16 protein-coding genes are annotated in these 15,550 nt (G+C 73.9%); 9 read left to right on the forward strand and 7 right to left on the reverse strand.

All coding sequences use genetic code 11. From position 1 onward, the window contains the following. The first annotated feature begins 36 nt into the window (after positions 1–36). On the forward strand, positions 37–1,467 hold the full coding sequence (locus AB0C73_RS14135) for a threonine/serine exporter family protein (RefSeq protein ID WP_362528864.1): 1,431 nt from the start codon (positions 37–39) through the stop codon (positions 1,465–1,467). Positions 1,468–1,522: 55 nt separating this feature from the next. Here the strand turns inward: AB0C73_RS14135 and AB0C73_RS14140 are convergent, their stop codons facing one another. The 3 genes from AB0C73_RS14140 to AB0C73_RS14150 all read right to left on the reverse strand — a co-directional run bounded on the left by AB0C73_RS14140 (position 1,523) and on the right by AB0C73_RS14150 (position 4,300). Next, on the reverse strand, positions 1,523–2,812 hold the full coding sequence (locus tag AB0C73_RS14140; RefSeq protein ID WP_362528866.1) for an Ig-like domain-containing protein: 1,290 nt from the start codon (positions 2,810–2,812) through the stop codon (positions 1,523–1,525). A gap of 305 nt (positions 2,813–3,117) precedes the next feature. Beyond that, a complete protein-coding gene (locus tag AB0C73_RS14145) occupies positions 3,118–3,630 on the reverse strand; it encodes an SRPBCC family protein (RefSeq protein WP_362528869.1) in 513 nt (170 codons plus the stop codon). Positions 3,631–3,685: 55 nt separating this feature from the next. Beyond that, positions 3,686–4,300, reverse strand: a complete 615-nt coding sequence (locus AB0C73_RS14150; RefSeq protein ID WP_362528872.1) for a TetR family transcriptional regulator — start codon at positions 4,298–4,300, stop codon at positions 3,686–3,688. Positions 4,301–4,414: 114 nt separating this feature from the next. Here AB0C73_RS14150 and AB0C73_RS14155 point away from each other — a divergent pair, with 114 nt between their 5' ends. The 7 genes from AB0C73_RS14155 (at position 4,415) to AB0C73_RS14185 (ending at position 10,199) form a co-directional block, all read left to right on the forward strand. Continuing rightward, positions 4,415–5,770: an FAD-dependent monooxygenase gene (locus tag AB0C73_RS14155; protein ID WP_362528873.1), complete on the forward strand. Its 1,356-nt coding sequence runs from the start codon at positions 4,415–4,417 to the stop codon at positions 5,768–5,770. 34 nt (positions 5,771–5,804) lie between these two features. Next, positions 5,805–6,392, forward strand: coding sequence for a PadR family transcriptional regulator (locus tag AB0C73_RS14160; protein WP_362528876.1), 588 nt, complete (start codon positions 5,805–5,807; stop codon positions 6,390–6,392). An 11-nt stretch (positions 6,393–6,403) separates the two neighbouring features. Continuing rightward, entirely contained in the window at positions 6,404–6,859 is a 456-nt protein-coding gene (locus AB0C73_RS14165; protein ID WP_362528879.1) for a peroxiredoxin, read from the forward strand. Positions 6,860–7,022: 163 nt separating this feature from the next. Continuing rightward, positions 7,023–7,427: an SHOCT domain-containing protein gene (locus AB0C73_RS14170; protein ID WP_362528882.1), complete on the forward strand. Its 405-nt coding sequence runs from the start codon at positions 7,023–7,025 to the stop codon at positions 7,425–7,427. A gap of 65 nt (positions 7,428–7,492) precedes the next feature. After that, positions 7,493–8,386, forward strand: a complete 894-nt coding sequence (locus AB0C73_RS14175) for a hypothetical protein (protein WP_362528884.1) — start codon at positions 7,493–7,495, stop codon at positions 8,384–8,386. Between the two features lie 78 nt (positions 8,387–8,464). After that, positions 8,465–8,911 carry an Rrf2 family transcriptional regulator gene (locus tag AB0C73_RS14180; protein ID WP_362528886.1) on the forward strand — a complete coding sequence of 149 codons (447 nt, stop codon included), beginning with the start codon at positions 8,465–8,467 and terminating at the stop codon, positions 8,909–8,911. Positions 8,912–9,011: 100 nt separating this feature from the next. Continuing rightward, positions 9,012–10,199, forward strand: coding sequence for a globin domain-containing protein (locus tag AB0C73_RS14185; protein ID WP_362528889.1), 1,188 nt, complete (start codon positions 9,012–9,014; stop codon positions 10,197–10,199). A gap of 356 nt (positions 10,200–10,555) precedes the next feature. On the opposite strand, the gene AB0C73_RS14190 is transcribed toward AB0C73_RS14185, so the two are convergent. Next, on the reverse strand, positions 10,556–11,365 hold the full coding sequence (locus AB0C73_RS14190; protein ID WP_362528892.1) for a polysaccharide deacetylase family protein: 810 nt from the start codon (positions 11,363–11,365) through the stop codon (positions 10,556–10,558). Between the two features lie 256 nt (positions 11,366–11,621). Beyond that, positions 11,622–11,999: a hypothetical protein gene (locus AB0C73_RS14195; protein WP_362528894.1), complete on the reverse strand. Its 378-nt coding sequence runs from the start codon at positions 11,997–11,999 to the stop codon at positions 11,622–11,624. Positions 12,000–12,158: 159 nt separating this feature from the next. Here AB0C73_RS14195 and AB0C73_RS14200 point away from each other — a divergent pair, with 159 nt between their 5' ends. Then, complete coding sequence (locus AB0C73_RS14200) at positions 12,159–12,638, forward strand: DUF6328 family protein (RefSeq protein ID WP_362529353.1); 480 nt, start codon at positions 12,159–12,161, stop codon at positions 12,636–12,638. 75 nt (positions 12,639–12,713) lie between these two features. Here AB0C73_RS14200 and AB0C73_RS14205 read toward each other — a convergent pair whose 3' ends face one another. Together AB0C73_RS14205 and AB0C73_RS14210 are read right to left on the reverse strand one after the other, a co-directional pair. Further along, on the reverse strand, positions 12,714–14,261 hold the full coding sequence (locus AB0C73_RS14205; RefSeq protein ID WP_362528897.1) for an ATP-dependent DNA ligase: 1,548 nt from the start codon (positions 14,259–14,261) through the stop codon (positions 12,714–12,716). 62 nt (positions 14,262–14,323) lie between these two features. Continuing rightward, positions 14,324–15,469: a DUF6397 family protein gene (locus tag AB0C73_RS14210; protein WP_362528900.1), complete on the reverse strand. Its 1,146-nt coding sequence runs from the start codon at positions 15,467–15,469 to the stop codon at positions 14,324–14,326. Positions 15,470–15,550: the final 81 nt, after the last annotated feature.

The raw sequence follows: 15,550 nt of genomic DNA on the forward strand, positions 1-15,550 counted from the left end.
GCACCCTGCGGGGTGGCGCGCTGTTACCTTTCCGGGATGCGGCAATTGTCCTCGTTCGATGTGCGGGCGCTCGTCCGCCGGGCGGCCTCGCTCGGCAGCCGGCTGCGCCCCTGGCGGCGGCGCACCGCGGACACGGTGACCCTGCCCGAGGCGGAGGACGCCGGGCGGGAACGGCTGCGGGATCTCGCGGCGCTGCTGTGCGAGCTGGGCTCGGAGCTGCTGCGCGCCGGGGAGCGGACCGTCGAGGTCGAGCGGATCCTGCACGACGTCGCCGCCCGCTACGGCATGCGGGCCCGCTGTTTCGTCGTACCCACCGGTCTCTTCGTACGGGTCGGCGGCGGCCCCGACGGACGCGGCGGCGAGCTCGACTTCTCGCCCGTCGAGGGGCCGGACCTGCGTCTGGACCAGGTGGAGGCACTGCAGTCGCTCGTCGAGCGGCTGCGGGCGGAGGAGCTGCCGTTCGAGGAGGTACGGGCGGCCCTCGCCGCCGGGCGGTCGCGGCCGGAGCGGTTCAGCCCGGCGGCGACGGTCTTCGGCTATGTCCTGCTCACGGTGGGCCTCGGCGTCATGCGGCACGCGACCGTGGCTGCCGTCCTGGGATACACGGTCCTCGGCGCGGCCGTCGGTCTGCTGCGCCTGTTCGGGGACCGGCTGCCGGCCGCGCGCTCCGCGCTTCCGGTGGTCGCGGCCGTCCTGGTCACGGCGGTGTCGCTGCGCTGGGCGGGGCCGGTCCTGCACGAACAGCCGACCGTTCTCTACATCCCGCCGCTCATCGCCTTCCTGCCCGGCGCCGCGCTCACCCTCGGCGCGATCGAACTCGCCACCGGCGCCGCCCTGTCGGGCATCGCGCGGCTTGCCGGGGCGGTGAACGTGCTGCTGCTTCTGGCCCTCGGGATCCTGGTCGGCACCCAGTTGCTGCGCCCGCGGCCGGTGGGTGCGCCACCGTCGGAGGCGCTGGGCGCCTGGGCGCCGTGGGTCGGGGTGCTGCTGCTCGGTTTCGGCTTCCTGCTGTACCACTCGGCCCCGCCGCGGGTCACCGGCTGGCTGCTGGCCGCGCTGCTCACGGAACGTCTGGTGCAGTCCGCCGCCTCGGAGTTCGCCGGGACGACCTTCGGCGCGTTCGCGGCCGGGGTACTGCTTCCGCCGATGGCGACCTGGATCGAGCGCCGGGCGCACACCCCGGACCAAGTGGTCTTCCTGCCCTGCTTCTGGCTGCTCGTGCCGGGCGCGGTCGGGCTGACCAGCGTCTCCGAGATCATCGTCGAGGGCGCCACCGGCAGCGGTCTCGCCAGTCTGGTCGACACCATCGTGACGGTCGCGGCGATCGCTCTCGGCATCCTGGTCGGCGCGGGTCTCCAGCGCCGGCCCCGGCTGCGGCTCGGCGAACCGGCCCCGGCGACGCCGGTGGACCTCATGGACGCCCCCGAGGGGGAGGAGCAGGCGAAGACTCCCGCGCCCCGGGCGTAGCGCACCCCGTGCAGCGCATACACGTGGAGCGCACCAGTGCATGCGCACCCCGCCGTCAGAGTGCGGGTGTCAGCGGACCCTCGGCGGGCCCGGTCCCGGTACCCGGCCCCGCATCCTCGGTGCCGAAGGCGCTGCCGCGCCGCCATTCCGCCCAGCTCAGGTTCCAGTCGCCGTAACCGTTGTCGAACGGGGTCATCTCCTCGCCGTGACCGTGCACGACCCGCACCAGGTCCCCCTCGCGGAGGGTGGCGTAGAGCCAGGCGGCGTCCTCGGTGCTCATGCCGGTGCAGCCGTGGCTGACGTCCTCGCTGCCCTGCGCGTCGAGCGACCAGGGCGCGGCGTGCAGATACTCGCCGCTCCAGGTCACCCGGGTGGCCCACTGCACCTTCAGGTCGAAGAAGTCGCCGCTGCCGCGGGCGATGCCGATGGAGTCGCCGCGCATGCGGACCGTCGCCTCCTTGCCGAGGACGACCTTGACGCCGCCGCGGGTGCGGTAGCCGGCCTTGCCGGTGGTGACCGGGACGGTGCGGACGGCCTCGCCGTCGCGCAGCACGGTGAGGGTGTGCGCGGCGACGTCGGTGACGGCCTCGATCCGGTCTCCGGTGGTGAGGGTCAGCGGAGCCGAGGGCCCGCCGTAGAGCCCGCCGGTGACATGCACCTTGTCGAGGGCGCTGCGGACGCGGACGGTGGCGTGGGCGGGCCAGTAGACGGGCGGCCGGTAGTGGAGGGTGGTGGGTCCGACCCAGTGCCAGGCGCCCCCGACGCGGGGGACGGAGCTGACGAGGAGGGCGCGTTCGACGGCGCGGCGGCCCTCCGGGTCGGTGGCGGGGACGGGGTGGCTGAGCTCGGCGGTGAGCGGCTGGCCGACCCCGTACGTGCGGCTGCCCGGCCCGAACGTGGCGGTGAGCCGCTCGCCCCGGGGCGCCGCCGCGGTGCGCAGCGCGAGCCGGGCGCGCTGGGTGACCGGCGGTCCGCCGTCGCCGCGTTCGACGACCAGGCGTGCGGTGTAGCGGCCGTCGGCGGCGAGCGGCGCGACGCTGGTCCAGCGAGCGCCGTCGGGGGTCACCGCGCCGGCGACCCGGCGGCCCTTGTGGTCGGTGACGGTGACGTCCGCGAACCGTCCGGCGGTGCGCAGGGCGAGGTCGAGGGGGCCGGTCACACCGGCGTCGAGGGTGGGGCTCCGGCCGTCGAGGGCGAGGGTGCGGCGGCGCGCGGTGCACAGCGCGCCGGTGGCCGGGCAGCTGCCGACCGAGAGCATGGCGGTGCCGACGGGGGCGGTGGTCCGGCCGGCGGCCGCCGGCTGGGCCGCGTTGAGCGCGAGCACCGCGCCGAGACCGACGCCCACGGACAGCGCGCTCCATCCTCTGACGCCTCGGCGTGACACCACGTCGGACACCCGTCCCTTCGCACCGCTGCCGGCCCGCTCTGACGGCTGCCATCAAAACGAACGAAGGGCGGAAAAGATGATCAACCGACCGGGCGTGGCGCGGGAGAGGCGTACGAGACGACTCGAAAGGACCAACGAGGGGCGGCGGGGCGCCGGGCGGGCGGAGGCCGTATCCCGACGCGGGGGTCTTCGGCGAGGGAGCCTTCGGCGCGGGCGTCTTCGGCCCGGAGATCACCGGCACGGAGATCACCGGCACGGAGGGCTCAGCGCGGGACCTCGGGAAGCTCCTCGCCCGTCTCCAGGAGCGACTTCAGGCTGGAGATCAGCGCGGGCCAGCCCTCCCCGACCAGGCCGCGGATCGTGCCGCCGGGCACCAGGTCGTCGTGGACGACGGTCAGTTTCACCATGTCCCCGGCCGGATCGATGGTGTACGTGACCCGGGAACGCCCTTCGTCGAGGAGCCGGGCGTACACCTCCTCGCCGATCCCGACGGCCTGCGCCCATTCGGGGGTGAAGGTGTGCCAGGTGTACGAGAGCATCCGGCCCGGCTCGGCGATGAGGACCACCTGGTCGGGGTCGGAGGTGGTGCGCCCGCCCTCGTCCCAGACCATGGGTGAGCCGACGGCCCAGTCGGTCTCGAAGGCCACGCCCCAGTAGCGGCGGGTCAGACCGGGCTCGGTGAGCGCCTTCCACAGCTCGTCGGGCGTGGTGCGGATGTACGTCGTGTAGACGAACGCCGCGTTGTCTCCGCGGTCGCCGCTGTGTCTGCTGTCCATCGGGGCTGCTCCATTGCTGACATCGGATCGGCGAGCGGGCGGGCCGCCCGCGCGGTCACGGCCTGAGGGCCGCGGCCACGAGTCCCTCGATCGCCCCGGTCCCGCCGCTCGCCGCGTCCGCTCCGGCGACCACCCGGTCGAGGACGAGGCCGTCGACGCAGGCGAGCAGGGTCAGGGTGCGCGCCTCGGGGTCCGCCACGCCCCGGGCGGTGAGGAAGGCCCGTACCGCGTCGCGCCCCGGGTTCTCCCTCGGCACCAGGATGTCCCGCAGTTCGGGGTCGCGCACGCTCTCCAGGACACAGGCGTAGCGGGCGAGGGACCGGCGCCGCCCTTCGCCGCTCGTCCGGGCGGCGACGAGCGCGGCGAGACCGTGGACGAGGTCGTCGGCCGTCCGGAGTACGGGGGCGTGCTCGGCGGCCGTGACGAGTTCGGCCTGGTCGAGCTCGACGAGCCGCCGCACGAGCGCGGTGAGCAGCGCGGAGCGGGTGCGGAAGTACGCGGAGGTGGTGCCCGCGGGCAGGCCTGCGGCGGCGTCGACCGCCCGGTGGGTGAGGCCGCGCATCCCGGCGTCGGCGAGGACACCGAGCGCGGCGTCGGCGAGCAGGGTGCGGCGGGCGGGGGAAGCGGGGCTGCGGCGGGTGGGAGCGGGGGCCTGGTTCTCCGATGTCACCCCCTCTTTCTACACCTGTAGAGAGCAGGGGCTACTCTTCTACAGATGTAGAAGCCCGAGCGGCGGGGCCGGCCGGCGGCACCGCGCGGGCGCGGAGGGGACAGGGGCAGGACCATGGGAAACGCCGAACACGCCGGACACGCAGAACGCGCCGGACACGCCGGACACGCCGGACACGCAGAATGCACCGGACGCGCGGGACGCACCGGACGCACTGCCGTCGTCGTCGGCGCCGGGATCGGCGGTCTGGCCGCCGCCGTGGGACTCCGCCGGATCGGCTGGGAGGTGACGGTGCTCGACCGCTCACCGGTCCTCGCCGACGCGGGTGCGGGCATCTCGCTCCACGCCAACGGCATCCGCGCCCTCGACGCGCTCGGCGCCGGCGCGGCCGTACGGGCTGCCGGGCGCGGCCACTACACCGGTGGCACCCGCACCCCGGACGGCTCGTGGCTCGCCCGGATGGACGGCGCCGCCCTCGAACGCGCCCTGGGCTCCCCCATCGTGGGCATCCCGCGCGCCGCCCTGCACCGGCTGCTGCGCGAGGCCCTGGAGCCCGTGACACCGCGCACCGGCGTGACGGTGACGGGCGTGGCCACGGTCCCGGGCGGCCGGGCCCGGGTGGAGCTGCGCGCGGACGGCGCGTCCGAGGGAGCCGGGGACGGGTACAGGGACAGGGACGGGGACGGGGACGGGCCCCCGGCCGAGGTTCTGGAGGCGGATCTGGTGGTCGCCGCCGACGGTGTCGGCAGCCGCATCCGTGCCGGTCTGTTCCCCGCTCATCCCGGCCCGGTCTACAGCGGCTCCACCGTGCTGCGGGCCATCACGGACCGGCCGGTGGAGCTCCGTACCGACTTCGAGATCACCTGGGGACGGGGGGCCGAGTTCGGGCACATCGCGCTCGCCGACGGGCGGGCCGAGTGGCACGCGGTGCTCAACGCGCCCGCCGGGGTGCGCCCCGCCGATCCGCTCGCGGCGCTGCGCCGGCGCTTCGCCGGCTGGCACGCGCCGGTGCCGGAGCTGCTCGCCGCGACCCGTCCCGAGGCGGTCCTCCACCACGACATCGTCGAACTGGCCACTCCGCTGCCGTCCTTCACGGCCGGCCGGGTGGTGCTGCTTGGCGACGCCGCGCACGCGATGACCCCGAACCTGGGGCAGGGCGCCTGTCAGGCCCTGGAGGACGCGGTGGTCCTCGCGGCCGAGCTCGACGGGGCCACCGGGGCCGGCGGGGTGGTGGACGTGGCGGCCGCGCTCGCCCGTTACGACGCCGCGCGCCGGCCGCGTACGACGGCCGTGGCCGCGGCGGCGCGGCGGGCCGGGCGGATGGGGCAGCAGCTCAGCCACCCGCTGGCGGTGCCGTTGCGCAACGCGCTCCTGCGGCTCGCGCCCTCGGGCGCGGCGGTCCGCGCGATCCTCCGTCACGCCGCCTGGACCCCGCCCCTCACCAGGGCTTTCTCGGGCGAGCAGGCATGAGGGGAAGCACGCGGCGGACTGCTAGTTTGTCCGGATGTCTCTCAAGCACGCGGTCCTGGCGGCTCTCCTGGAGGGCGAGGCGTCGGGGTACGACCTGGCCAAGCTCTTCGACGTGTCCGTGGCCAACTTCTGGGCGGCCACGCCGCAACAGCTGTACCGGGAGCTCGACCGGCTGTCCGAGGCGGGGCTGATCGCGGCGCGGGTCGTACAGCAGGAACGGCGCCCCAACAAGCGCATGTTCACCCTCACGGACACGGGTCTGGCCGACCTCCTCGCGTACACGGCCCACCAGCCGAAGCCGACGGCGGTCCGCGACGAGCTCTTGGTCCAGGTGCAGGCGTGCGACGCGGGGGACATGGCGGCGGTGCGCGACCACGTACGGGAGCGGATGGAGGGCGCGCGGGGGAAGCTCGCGCGGTACGAGCGGATGCGCGAGCGGATGCTGGACGGGCGGGACGAGGAGACCTACCTCCGCGAGGCCGACCGGGTCGGCCCGTATCTGACCCTGCTGCGCGGCATGGCCTTCGAGGAGGAGAACATGCGCTGGGGCGAGCGGACCCTCGCGGTCCTGGGCGAGCGCGGAGCTCGGCCGACGGTGACGGGTGCCCCTACCGTGAGGTAACGTCCGCTGCCATGAACGTCGGTGACATCGTCGAGGACTTCACCCTTCCGGATGAAACGGGGCAGCCCCGTTCCCTCTCCGGGCTGCTGGCGGACGGCCCCGTCGTCCTCTTCTTCTACCCGGCGGCGCTCACGCCCGGCTGCACGGCCGAGGCCTGCCACTTCCGCGACCTCGCGGGCGAGTTCCACGCGGTCGGGGCGCGGCCGGTCGGCATCAGCTCGGACGAGGTGGCGCGCCAGCAGGAGTTCGCCGACCGGCACTCGCTCGGCTACCCGCTGCTCTCCGACGCGTCGGGCGAGATCCGGGACCGGTTCGGGGTGACGCGCGGCTTCACGCTCGCACCGACGAAGCGGGTCACCTTCGTCATCGACCAGGACCGCAGGGTGCTCGAAGTGGTGCGCAGCGAGCTGCGGATGTCCGTACACGCGGACAAGGCGCTCGCCGCGCTGCGCGCCCGCACGGCCTGAGGCGGCGGTTCGGGAGCGTCCGGCTCGGGAGCGTCCGGCTCAGCTCCTCCCGGCCTCGGCGGCGGCACCGTCGCCGGTCACGACATGCGGGGCCGCGGTGGTTCGACGAGACTCGCAGCTGACGCGAGGCCTTCCCGGCCCCGACGGGAAACGGAGTATCGGCATGGACGACTACCCTCTGCTCGACCTCTTCTTGACCATGCTCTGGTTCTTCCTCTGGATCATGTGGCTGTTCCTGCTGTTCAAGATCTTCGCGGACATCTTCCGCGACGACGAGATGGGCGGCTGGGGCAAGGCGGGCTGGATCATCTTCTGCATCCTGCTGCCGTTCCTCGGCGTCCTCGTGTACGTCATCGCGCGCGGCAAGAGCATGACCCAGCGGGACGTCAAGCAGGCCAGGGAGTCCGAGGCGGCCTTCCAGGACTACATCCGCAAGACCGCGGGCACGGCGCCGGCCGCCGGACGGGGCAGCAGCGTGGACGAACTGGCCCGGCTCGCCGAGCTGCGGGACAAGGGGGCCATCACGCCCGAGGAGTTCGAGAAGGCCAAGGCCAAGGTCCTGTCCTGAGCCGCCCGGAGGGCGAGGAGGAGGACACACCGGCCCGGCTGTCCCGGTCGCTGCTGCGAGAGGCGGTGGCCGAGCCGGGGAGGCTGCCCGAGCTGCTCGCCGCGTTCGCGCCGCGCCACCTCGGTCCGGGAGCGGACCGGGCGGTGCGGCGGCTGCGTGCCCGGCGGCCGGACGACGGGCCGGACGAACTGCCCGCCCTGCTCGTGACGCGCGGCACCCGGACCGCGGCGGCCGAGGGCATGTTCGTGGGAGGACCGTTCCTGGTCTTCGTGCCGTTCGCGTTCTGCGCGGCCCTGCTCTCCCAGGCGCGCACGGTGCTCGAACTCGCGGCGCTCGCGGGCCGGGACCCGGCGGATCCCGAGCGGGCCGCGGAACTCCTCGTACTCCAGGGGGTGTACGCGGACACGGACACGGCCCGGGCGGCGCTGGCCGCCGACCGTGCCCCCGCTCCCGCCCCCGACGACGGGACCGGGAAGCGGGCGCGGCCGGGGCGGATCGCCGCGCTGTGGGATCTGACCCTGCGGATGGCGCGGGTCCTCGGCGTCCTGGCGCCGACCGAGAACGGCGCCGGGCTGTTCACCCGGCTGGCGCAGTGGACGCTGACGGGGACGGTGTTCCTGGTGGGTATGGTCGCGCCGCTGGTGTGGCTGCCGTATCTGGCGTTCACCTACCGGCGCTCCACCCTCCGACTGCTCGACCGGGCGTCGGTCTTCTACGCGGGGGCGCCGATCCCGCGCCGCAGCGCACGGCTCGATCCGGCGATGCTCCTCGCGCTCGGGCGGGCCGCCCTGTCGCTGCTCGTACCGGTCGTGGGCGTGCTGGTGGTGGCCTCCTCGGACGCCCGGATCGGGGGCGGCCAGTGGCCGCTGTTCGCCATCGTGCTGTTCACCGGCTCGGTGGGCGTCGGCGGATGGTGGGTGTGGCGCCGGACGCACCGGCGCCCCTCGCGCGAACGATGACGAGACCAAGGCGAAGTGCGACGCGCATCACCCCACCCTAAATACGACTCTCAAATACGCCTTTGATACCGTCGAGTCGTGCGGTTGACGAAATTCACCGACCTGGCGCTTCGTGCCGTGATGCGTCTGGCGGTCCTCGGTCAGGACGAGTCTCCCACCACCCGGGAGGTGGCGGACTCCATGGCCGTGCCGTACGCGCACATGGCGAAGGTGGTCACCCGGCTCCAGCATCTCGGCGTGGTCGAGGCGCGCCGGGGCCGCGGTGGCGGGCTCGCACTCACCGAGCTCGGGCGCCGGTCCTCGATGGGCTGGCTGACCCGCGCCCTGGAGGGGGACGACGAGGTCGTCGCCTGCGAGGGCGATCCGCCGTGCCCGCTGCGGGCGGCCTGCCGGCTGCGCGGGGTGCTGCGTGAGGCGCAGGAGGCGTTCTACCGCACGCTCGATCCGCTGACCGTCGCCGATCTGGTCGAGTCTCCGACCGGACCGGTACTCCTCGGTCTGTCGACCCGTCCCCCGGGCGACTGACCCTCCTTCTGACCCTCCTTCTGAGCCACCCGCCCCCGCCCCTCGGGGCGGGTTTCTCAGCCAATTAAATACGCAGATCATCTACCACTTTGGAGCCGTCATGCTGTCCGAGCAGTCCGTACCGGTCGTCCGTGCCACCCTTCCCGCCGTCGGCGGGGCCCTCGACCAGATCACCGAGCGCTTCTACGCGGGCATGTTCACCGCCCACCCCGAGCTGCTCCGTGACCTGTTCAACCGCGGGAACCAGGCCACCGGCGACCAGCGCAAGGCCCTGGCGGGCTCCATAGCCGCCTTCGCCGGCGCCCTGCTCGAGCACCCCGACACCCGCCCCGACGTGATGCTGTCGCGGATCGCCCACAAGCACGCCGCCCTCGGCGTCACCTCCGAGCAGTACAAGATCGTCCACGAGAACCTCTTCGCCGCGATCGTCGCCGTCCTCGGCGACGCGATCACGCCGGAGGTCGCCCAGGCCTGGGACGAGGTCTACTGGCTGATGGCCAACGCCCTCATCACCCTGGAGGCCGGCCTCTACCGCGAGCGCGGCGTCGCGGAGGGCGACGTCTGGCACACGATGGAGATCGCCGGCCGGCACGAGGAGACCGCCGACACCGTCTCCTTCACGCTGCGCCACCCCGACGGCCGGCCGGCCCCCGCCTTCCGGCCCGGCCAGTACGTGAGCGTCCAGGTCCCGCTGCCCGACGGCGCCCGGCAGATCCGCCAGTACAGCCTGTCCACCGCCCCGGGCCGCCCCGAGTGGCGCATCACCGTCAAGCGCGTCGACGGCGACCCGGCCGGCGAGGTGTCCTCCTGGCTGCACGCCAACGGCAACGTCGGCGACCAGGTCACCGTCTCCGAGCCGTTCGGCGACCTGGTGCTCCCCGAGGGCGACGCGCCGCTGCTGCTCGCCTCCGCGGGCATCGGCTCCACCCCCATGCTGGCCATGCTCGACCACCTCGTCACGACCGGTTCGACCCGTCCGGTCACCGTGGTCCACGCCGACCGCTCCCCCGCCGACCACGCGCACCGCGAGGAGCTGCGCCGCCTGGTCGACGCGCTGCCGCAGGGCACGCTGCACCTCTGGTACGAGGAGCAGGGCGACGCGGACGCCAAGGCCGGCCGCGCCGACGTCACCTCGCTCGACCTGCCGGAGGGCGTGACCGCGTACCTGTGCGGGCCGCTCCCCTTCATGCGCGCGGTGCGCGGCGACCTGCTGACCGCCGGTGTCGCCCCGGCGGACGTGCACTACGAGGTCTTCGGCCCCGACCTGTGGCTCGGCGCCGACGCCTGACCGACGGCCTGACGACCGGCCCGTCCATCGGCCTGGCCATCGGCCGAAGCCCGGTGCCCGCAGGGGCGCCGGGCTTCGGCGTTCGGCGTTCGGCGTTCGGCGCCGACCGCGGCGGTCGACGGCGGGTGCGGGCGGGGCGCCGGGGGCGCGTGGGAACGACGAAGCCCCGGTCGGACGGGGGGTTCCAACCGGGGCCGTGTGCCGGTGACGGGGCGAAGGGCGGTCGCCGCTGAGGGGGGACCAGGGGACCGGGCCCCTTCGGTGTCACATAAGGGTGAACGGTCAACGTTCACCCTTTGTTCCGCCTTGTGCCGGGTGCCGGGTGTGAGCCCGCTCACCCCGTTTGGCCGGTTCGGTCAGTCGTCCTTCTCGGGGCGGTAGACCGTCCCGGGTTCGGGCTTTCCGGGGGCGATGAGCTGCGGCACGGTGACGAAGGTGTAGCCGCGGCGCTTGAGCTCGTCGATGATGCCGGGCACGGCCGGGACGGTGCCGCCGTATATGTCGTGCAGCAGGATGATGCCGTCGCCGTGGGCCTGGTCGAGGACACGCCGACGTATGAGGGCGGTGTCCTCGGTGGCGTAGTCCTTGGCGGTGACGCTCCACAGGACCTGGGAGAGGCCGAGTTCGCGGGTCACCTCGGAGACGGTGTCGTCGGTGCGGCCCTGCGGCGGGCGCATCAGGGTGGGCTTGCGGCCCGTGATCTTCGCGATCGCGTCCTGGGTGCGGGACAGCTCGTCGCGGACCTCCGCGGCGTCGAGGTCGGTGAGGATGCGGTGGGTCCAGGTGTGGTTGCCGACCTCGTGGCCCTCGTCGGCTATCCGCTTGACGACCTGGGGATAGCGCGCCACATGGTTCTTGCCGAGGAGGAAGAAGGTGGCTGGGACCTTCTTCTCCTTGAGGATGTCGAGCAGGTGCGGGGTGTCCTCACCCGGGCCCGCGTCGAAGGTGAGCGCGATGCACTTGGCCTTGGCGCAGTCGACGGCGCCGGCCGCCGCCGCTCCGCCCTTGCCATCCGTGCCGTCCGTACCGCCCGCACCCGGCTTGCCGCGTGCCTCGCCGGGTGTGACCGTGCCGGCCGAGCATCCGGTGAGGGAGACGACGAGTGTCGCCACGGCGAGCAGGGCGAGGGCCGTTCCCCGACGGCGGCCCGGCTTGATCCTGAACATGTGCAACCCGCTTTCCCCGAGAGAGTTCGTTCCACAACGAGGGCCCTCGCCTGGTCACGGCGGGGGCCCTACAGCTCGCCCTGAACTCTACACACAGTGTATAGCCGGGAAGGAAGGCGGGGTCAGACAGGGGGGATGCATGACGCGCACATGACGGCCCCGGGCGGCGCCCGTCCGCGACGCCCGGGGTCGGCCGGGGATGAGAGTGGTGGGTGGGGAGGTGTGGTGGTGCGTGGCGGGGTCGTCTCCTCGCCCGTCAGCGGGACGCGAGGAGGAGGCGGGCCTCGGTCTCCTGGTCACCGGAGACGGACTGGAGGGACTGGACGTCGAACGAGCGGGCCAGCACCTTCTCGACCTCGTCGACGGCGTGGTACCCGCCGGTGAGCAGCACGCCGACCATGCCGGCAAGCGGGGCGGGCGCGGACTCCTCGTGGCGGCCGCCGGCCGTGTCGAAGGTGGCCATCCAGACGGTGGTGGCGGGTGAGGTCGCCGCCTGCGGGCCCGGTGCCGCCATGTCCTCGAGCTGGTAGGTGTGATCGAGGACGTCGAAGACGGCCTGGGCGTCCTGCCGGCGGCAGTCGCTCAGCTGAACGGTGACATCGGTGTCGATGTGCAAGTCGTACACGGCGCTCATCTCCTCGTATGCCCGATTCCAGCATCCCTCGCGGCGGGGCCGCCCGCGAGGGCCGCGCAGTGGGATGGTGGGAGGAGAACATCTTCGGGAGGCGGTGTGTCCGGTACGAGCCAGGGGCCCGAGCGGCCCGAGCGGCCCGAGGGGGCGAACGGGAACGGCCTGTTCCTGGGCCGCCACGAGACGCCCGAGGAGCGCGCCGACCGGCGCTGGACCGAACTGATGCAGGAGATCAGGGTCGCCCAGACGGGCGTACAGATCCTCTTCGGTTTCCTCCTCACGGTCGTCTTCACCCCGCGCTTTCCCGAACTGTCGGACGGCGACCGCACGATCTACATCGTCACGGTCTCCCTGAGCGCCGCCGCCACCGGCGCCCTCATCGGCCCGGTCTCCTTCCACCGCATGGTCGCCGGCCGCCGCCTCAAACCGCGCGCGGTCACCTGGGCCTCCCGCCTCACCTTCGTCGGCCTGGTCCTCCTCCTCGCCACCCTGGGCGCCGCCCTCCTCCTCGTCCTCCACGTCGCCACCGGCGCCGACTTCGTCCCCTGGCTCGTCGCCGGCCTTCTCACCTGGTACCTCCTCTGCTGGTTCGCCCTCCCCCTCTGGGTCCGCCACCGCCACACCGCCGACCCGCCCACCTGAGGGGCCCCTCCCCTCCCCTCCCCTCCCCTCCCCTCCCCCTCCCCTCCCCCTCTTGTCGGTCTCCGCTGCCGGTGGTCAGGCGGTTGCCAGGAGCGTTTCGATCGTGTCCGCCTCCGTGGGTGGTTTGTCCGGGCGGTGGCGGATGACGCGGGCGAAGCGGAGGGTGATGCCGGCCGGGTAGCGGGGGGAGCGCTGGAGGCCGTCGTAGGCGATCTCCACGACGAGTTCGGGACGGACGTGGACGGTGTAGCCGTCGTCGGAGACGGCGAGTTCGGTGAGGCGGGCGGTCTGCCAGCGGAGCATGTCGTCGGTGAGGCCCTTGAAGGTCTTGCCCAGCATGACGAAGGTGCCGTCCGCCGTGCGGGCGCCGAGGTGGAGGTTGGACAGGAGGCCGGTGCGGCGGCCGTGGCCCCGTTCGGCGGCGAGGATCACCAGGTCGAGGGTGTGGACGGGTTTCACCTTCAGCCAGGTGCGGCCCCGGCGGCCGGCGGTGTACGGCGCGTCGAGGGCCTTCACCAGGACGCCCTCGTGGCCGCGGGCGAGGGCGTCCCGGAAGAAGTGCTCGGCCGCGTCGACAGCGGACGCGTCCGCCGGGTCGTCGACCACCGTCCGGCGCACCCGCAGGTCTTCCGGGAGCAGCCGGGCCAGGACGGCGTGCCGTTCCTGTCCGGGGCGGTCGATCAGGACTTCGCCGTCCGCCGCGAGGACGTCGAAGAACACGGGTGTGAGGGGCAGTGCGGTCCGGGCGGTGGCCACGTCGGTCCGGGAGCCGACGCGGGAGGCGATGTCCTGGAAGGGCAGCGGCCGCCCGGTCGCGGGGTCGAGTGCGATCACCTCCCCGTCCAGGACCAGCCGGTCGCCCGCCACCTCCCGCATGGTGGCCACGACCTCGGGAAGCCGGTCGGTGATGTCGTCCAGGGACCGGGTGCAGACCCGGACCTCGTCGCCGAGGCGGTGCACCTGAATGCGGATGCCGTCGAGCTTCTCCTCCACCGCGCAGGGCCCCAGGGCGGCCACGGCCTCCGTGACGCTGCCCGCGGTGTGGGCGAGCATCGGCTGCACGGGGCTGCCGACCCGCAGGGTAAAGGAGTCGAGTGCGGCCGGCCCCTCGGCGAGCACCGCCCGGGCGACCCGGGGCAGCGAGCCTTCGAGCATGACCGCGCGCCGGAGTTCCGCCGGCGGCACCTCGGCGGCCCGGGCGACGCCTTCGAGGGCGACCGCGTCGAGCGCGCCCTGCCGGACCTCGCCGGAGAGCAGCCGGAGCAGGAACTCCTGTTCCGGCAGCGTCGCGGCCGCCAGCAGGTCCCGGACCAGACCGAGGCGCCGTGCCCGCGCCCCGGCTCCGGCGACGGCGGCCAGTGCGCTCATCGTGGCGTCGGTGCCGGCCAGGGTGAGTGCCGGCTCTTCGGCGGGTGGCACGGCCGGTGGCAGGACGTCCTTGAGCACGCTCCAGCCGACTCCGATCCGCCCCTGGGGGAGGCGCCCGGAGAGATAGGCGATGACGAGCGGGCTCTCCTCCGGCTCGGCCTCCGCGAACAGTTCGGCGAGCAGCCCGGTCTTCCGCGACCGCGCCGACGTGGCGGCGACCTGCCCCGACACCTCGGCGACTCGGGCAAGGAGCATGCACCCCATCGTGCCCGCGCCCCCACCGCCCCGCACCCCGGCCAGCGCTTCGAGCACCCTCGTCACGTTCCCGGGCCGGGCGCCGTCTCCTTCCGTCGGCGCAGCCGGTCGAGCAGGCTCCGCCGGCCGCGTCTGCCGGGCGGGCGGGTGACCGCCGCCGGGCGTGGGGGCCACCGGTCGACATGCCGGGCCTGCGGCGCCGCGACCGGCGCAGGCACCGGCGGTCGCTCGGGTTCGCGCTCGGACCCGAGCCCGGATGTGGCTGCCGGCGCCGGGTCCGGCGGATGCGGCGCGGCCGGCATCCGGACGGTCGGCCAGGCGCCCGGGCGCGGGGCCTCGCGGTCGGCGCGGGCCTCGTCCAGGGCGAGCGCGAGGCTCATCCGATGCCAGAGGATCTCGTCGGGGTCGTCGGCGGCCATCAGCCGGTCGGCGATGTCCCGGGCCGTCGGCGTGCTCGGCCGCCAGACCGGTGGCGGCGGCCTCAGCCGGTCCAGGTGGGCCCGTTCATAGGGGTCGTCGACGACCTCGGTCACATGGGACGGATCGAGGAGGGAGGCGATGGCGGCCGCCCGTGCCCATGGGTCGTCGCTCGCCTGGAGCAGCATGCCGAGGCGCCGGGCCCGCCAGTTCCGGGGGCGCCAGTCGAGACCGCCGTCGTCGGCCTGGGTCCGCACGTCCGGGGGCAGCCGGCCGGCGAGCAGCCGCGGGTGGTTGAGGGCGAACTCGGTGAGTTCGGCGGCCGGATAGAGCCAGACGACGGCCCGGTAGCGGTTGATGTAGAAGCGCACCGGGCTGAAGTGCCCGGTCCTGGCGAGGCGGGCGAATCGGTCCCGGGTGACCGAGAGGAGTTCGGCGCCCTCTCTCGTACCGACGGCGCGGACTCGTTCGCGCAGTCCGTCCGGGAAGTCGGGTGCGGCCCGGAGCCGTTCGATCTCGCCCCGTGGCACGCGCCGCCGGGCGGTGCCCATGGGTGCGTCCGGGGTGCCGGGCGCCGGGCCCGGCACCGTACGGACGAGTCCGAGGTCGACGGCGAGCCGGAACTCGTCGCGCCGCAGCTCCAGTTCCGCCGCGGCGCGCCCCACGGCGACGGCACCCGCAGGCACCTCGCCGCCTGCTCCGCCCGACGGCATCGCGCCGGTCCGGTCCGGCTCCGCCGTCCCTTCCGTCCCCGTCGCCCCCGCCAGGCCTGTCGTCTCATACGTGGTCATGCGATCGGTCCTCCCCCGTGTGTGGTGACACTCGAACACTTTCGGTGATGACCGTAACGCACAGTGACGACAGTCCGCCTG

Source organism: Streptomyces sp. NPDC048623 (genome assembly GCF_040650755.1).
Taxonomy (GTDB): domain Bacteria; phylum Actinomycetota; class Actinomycetes; order Streptomycetales; family Streptomycetaceae; genus Streptomyces.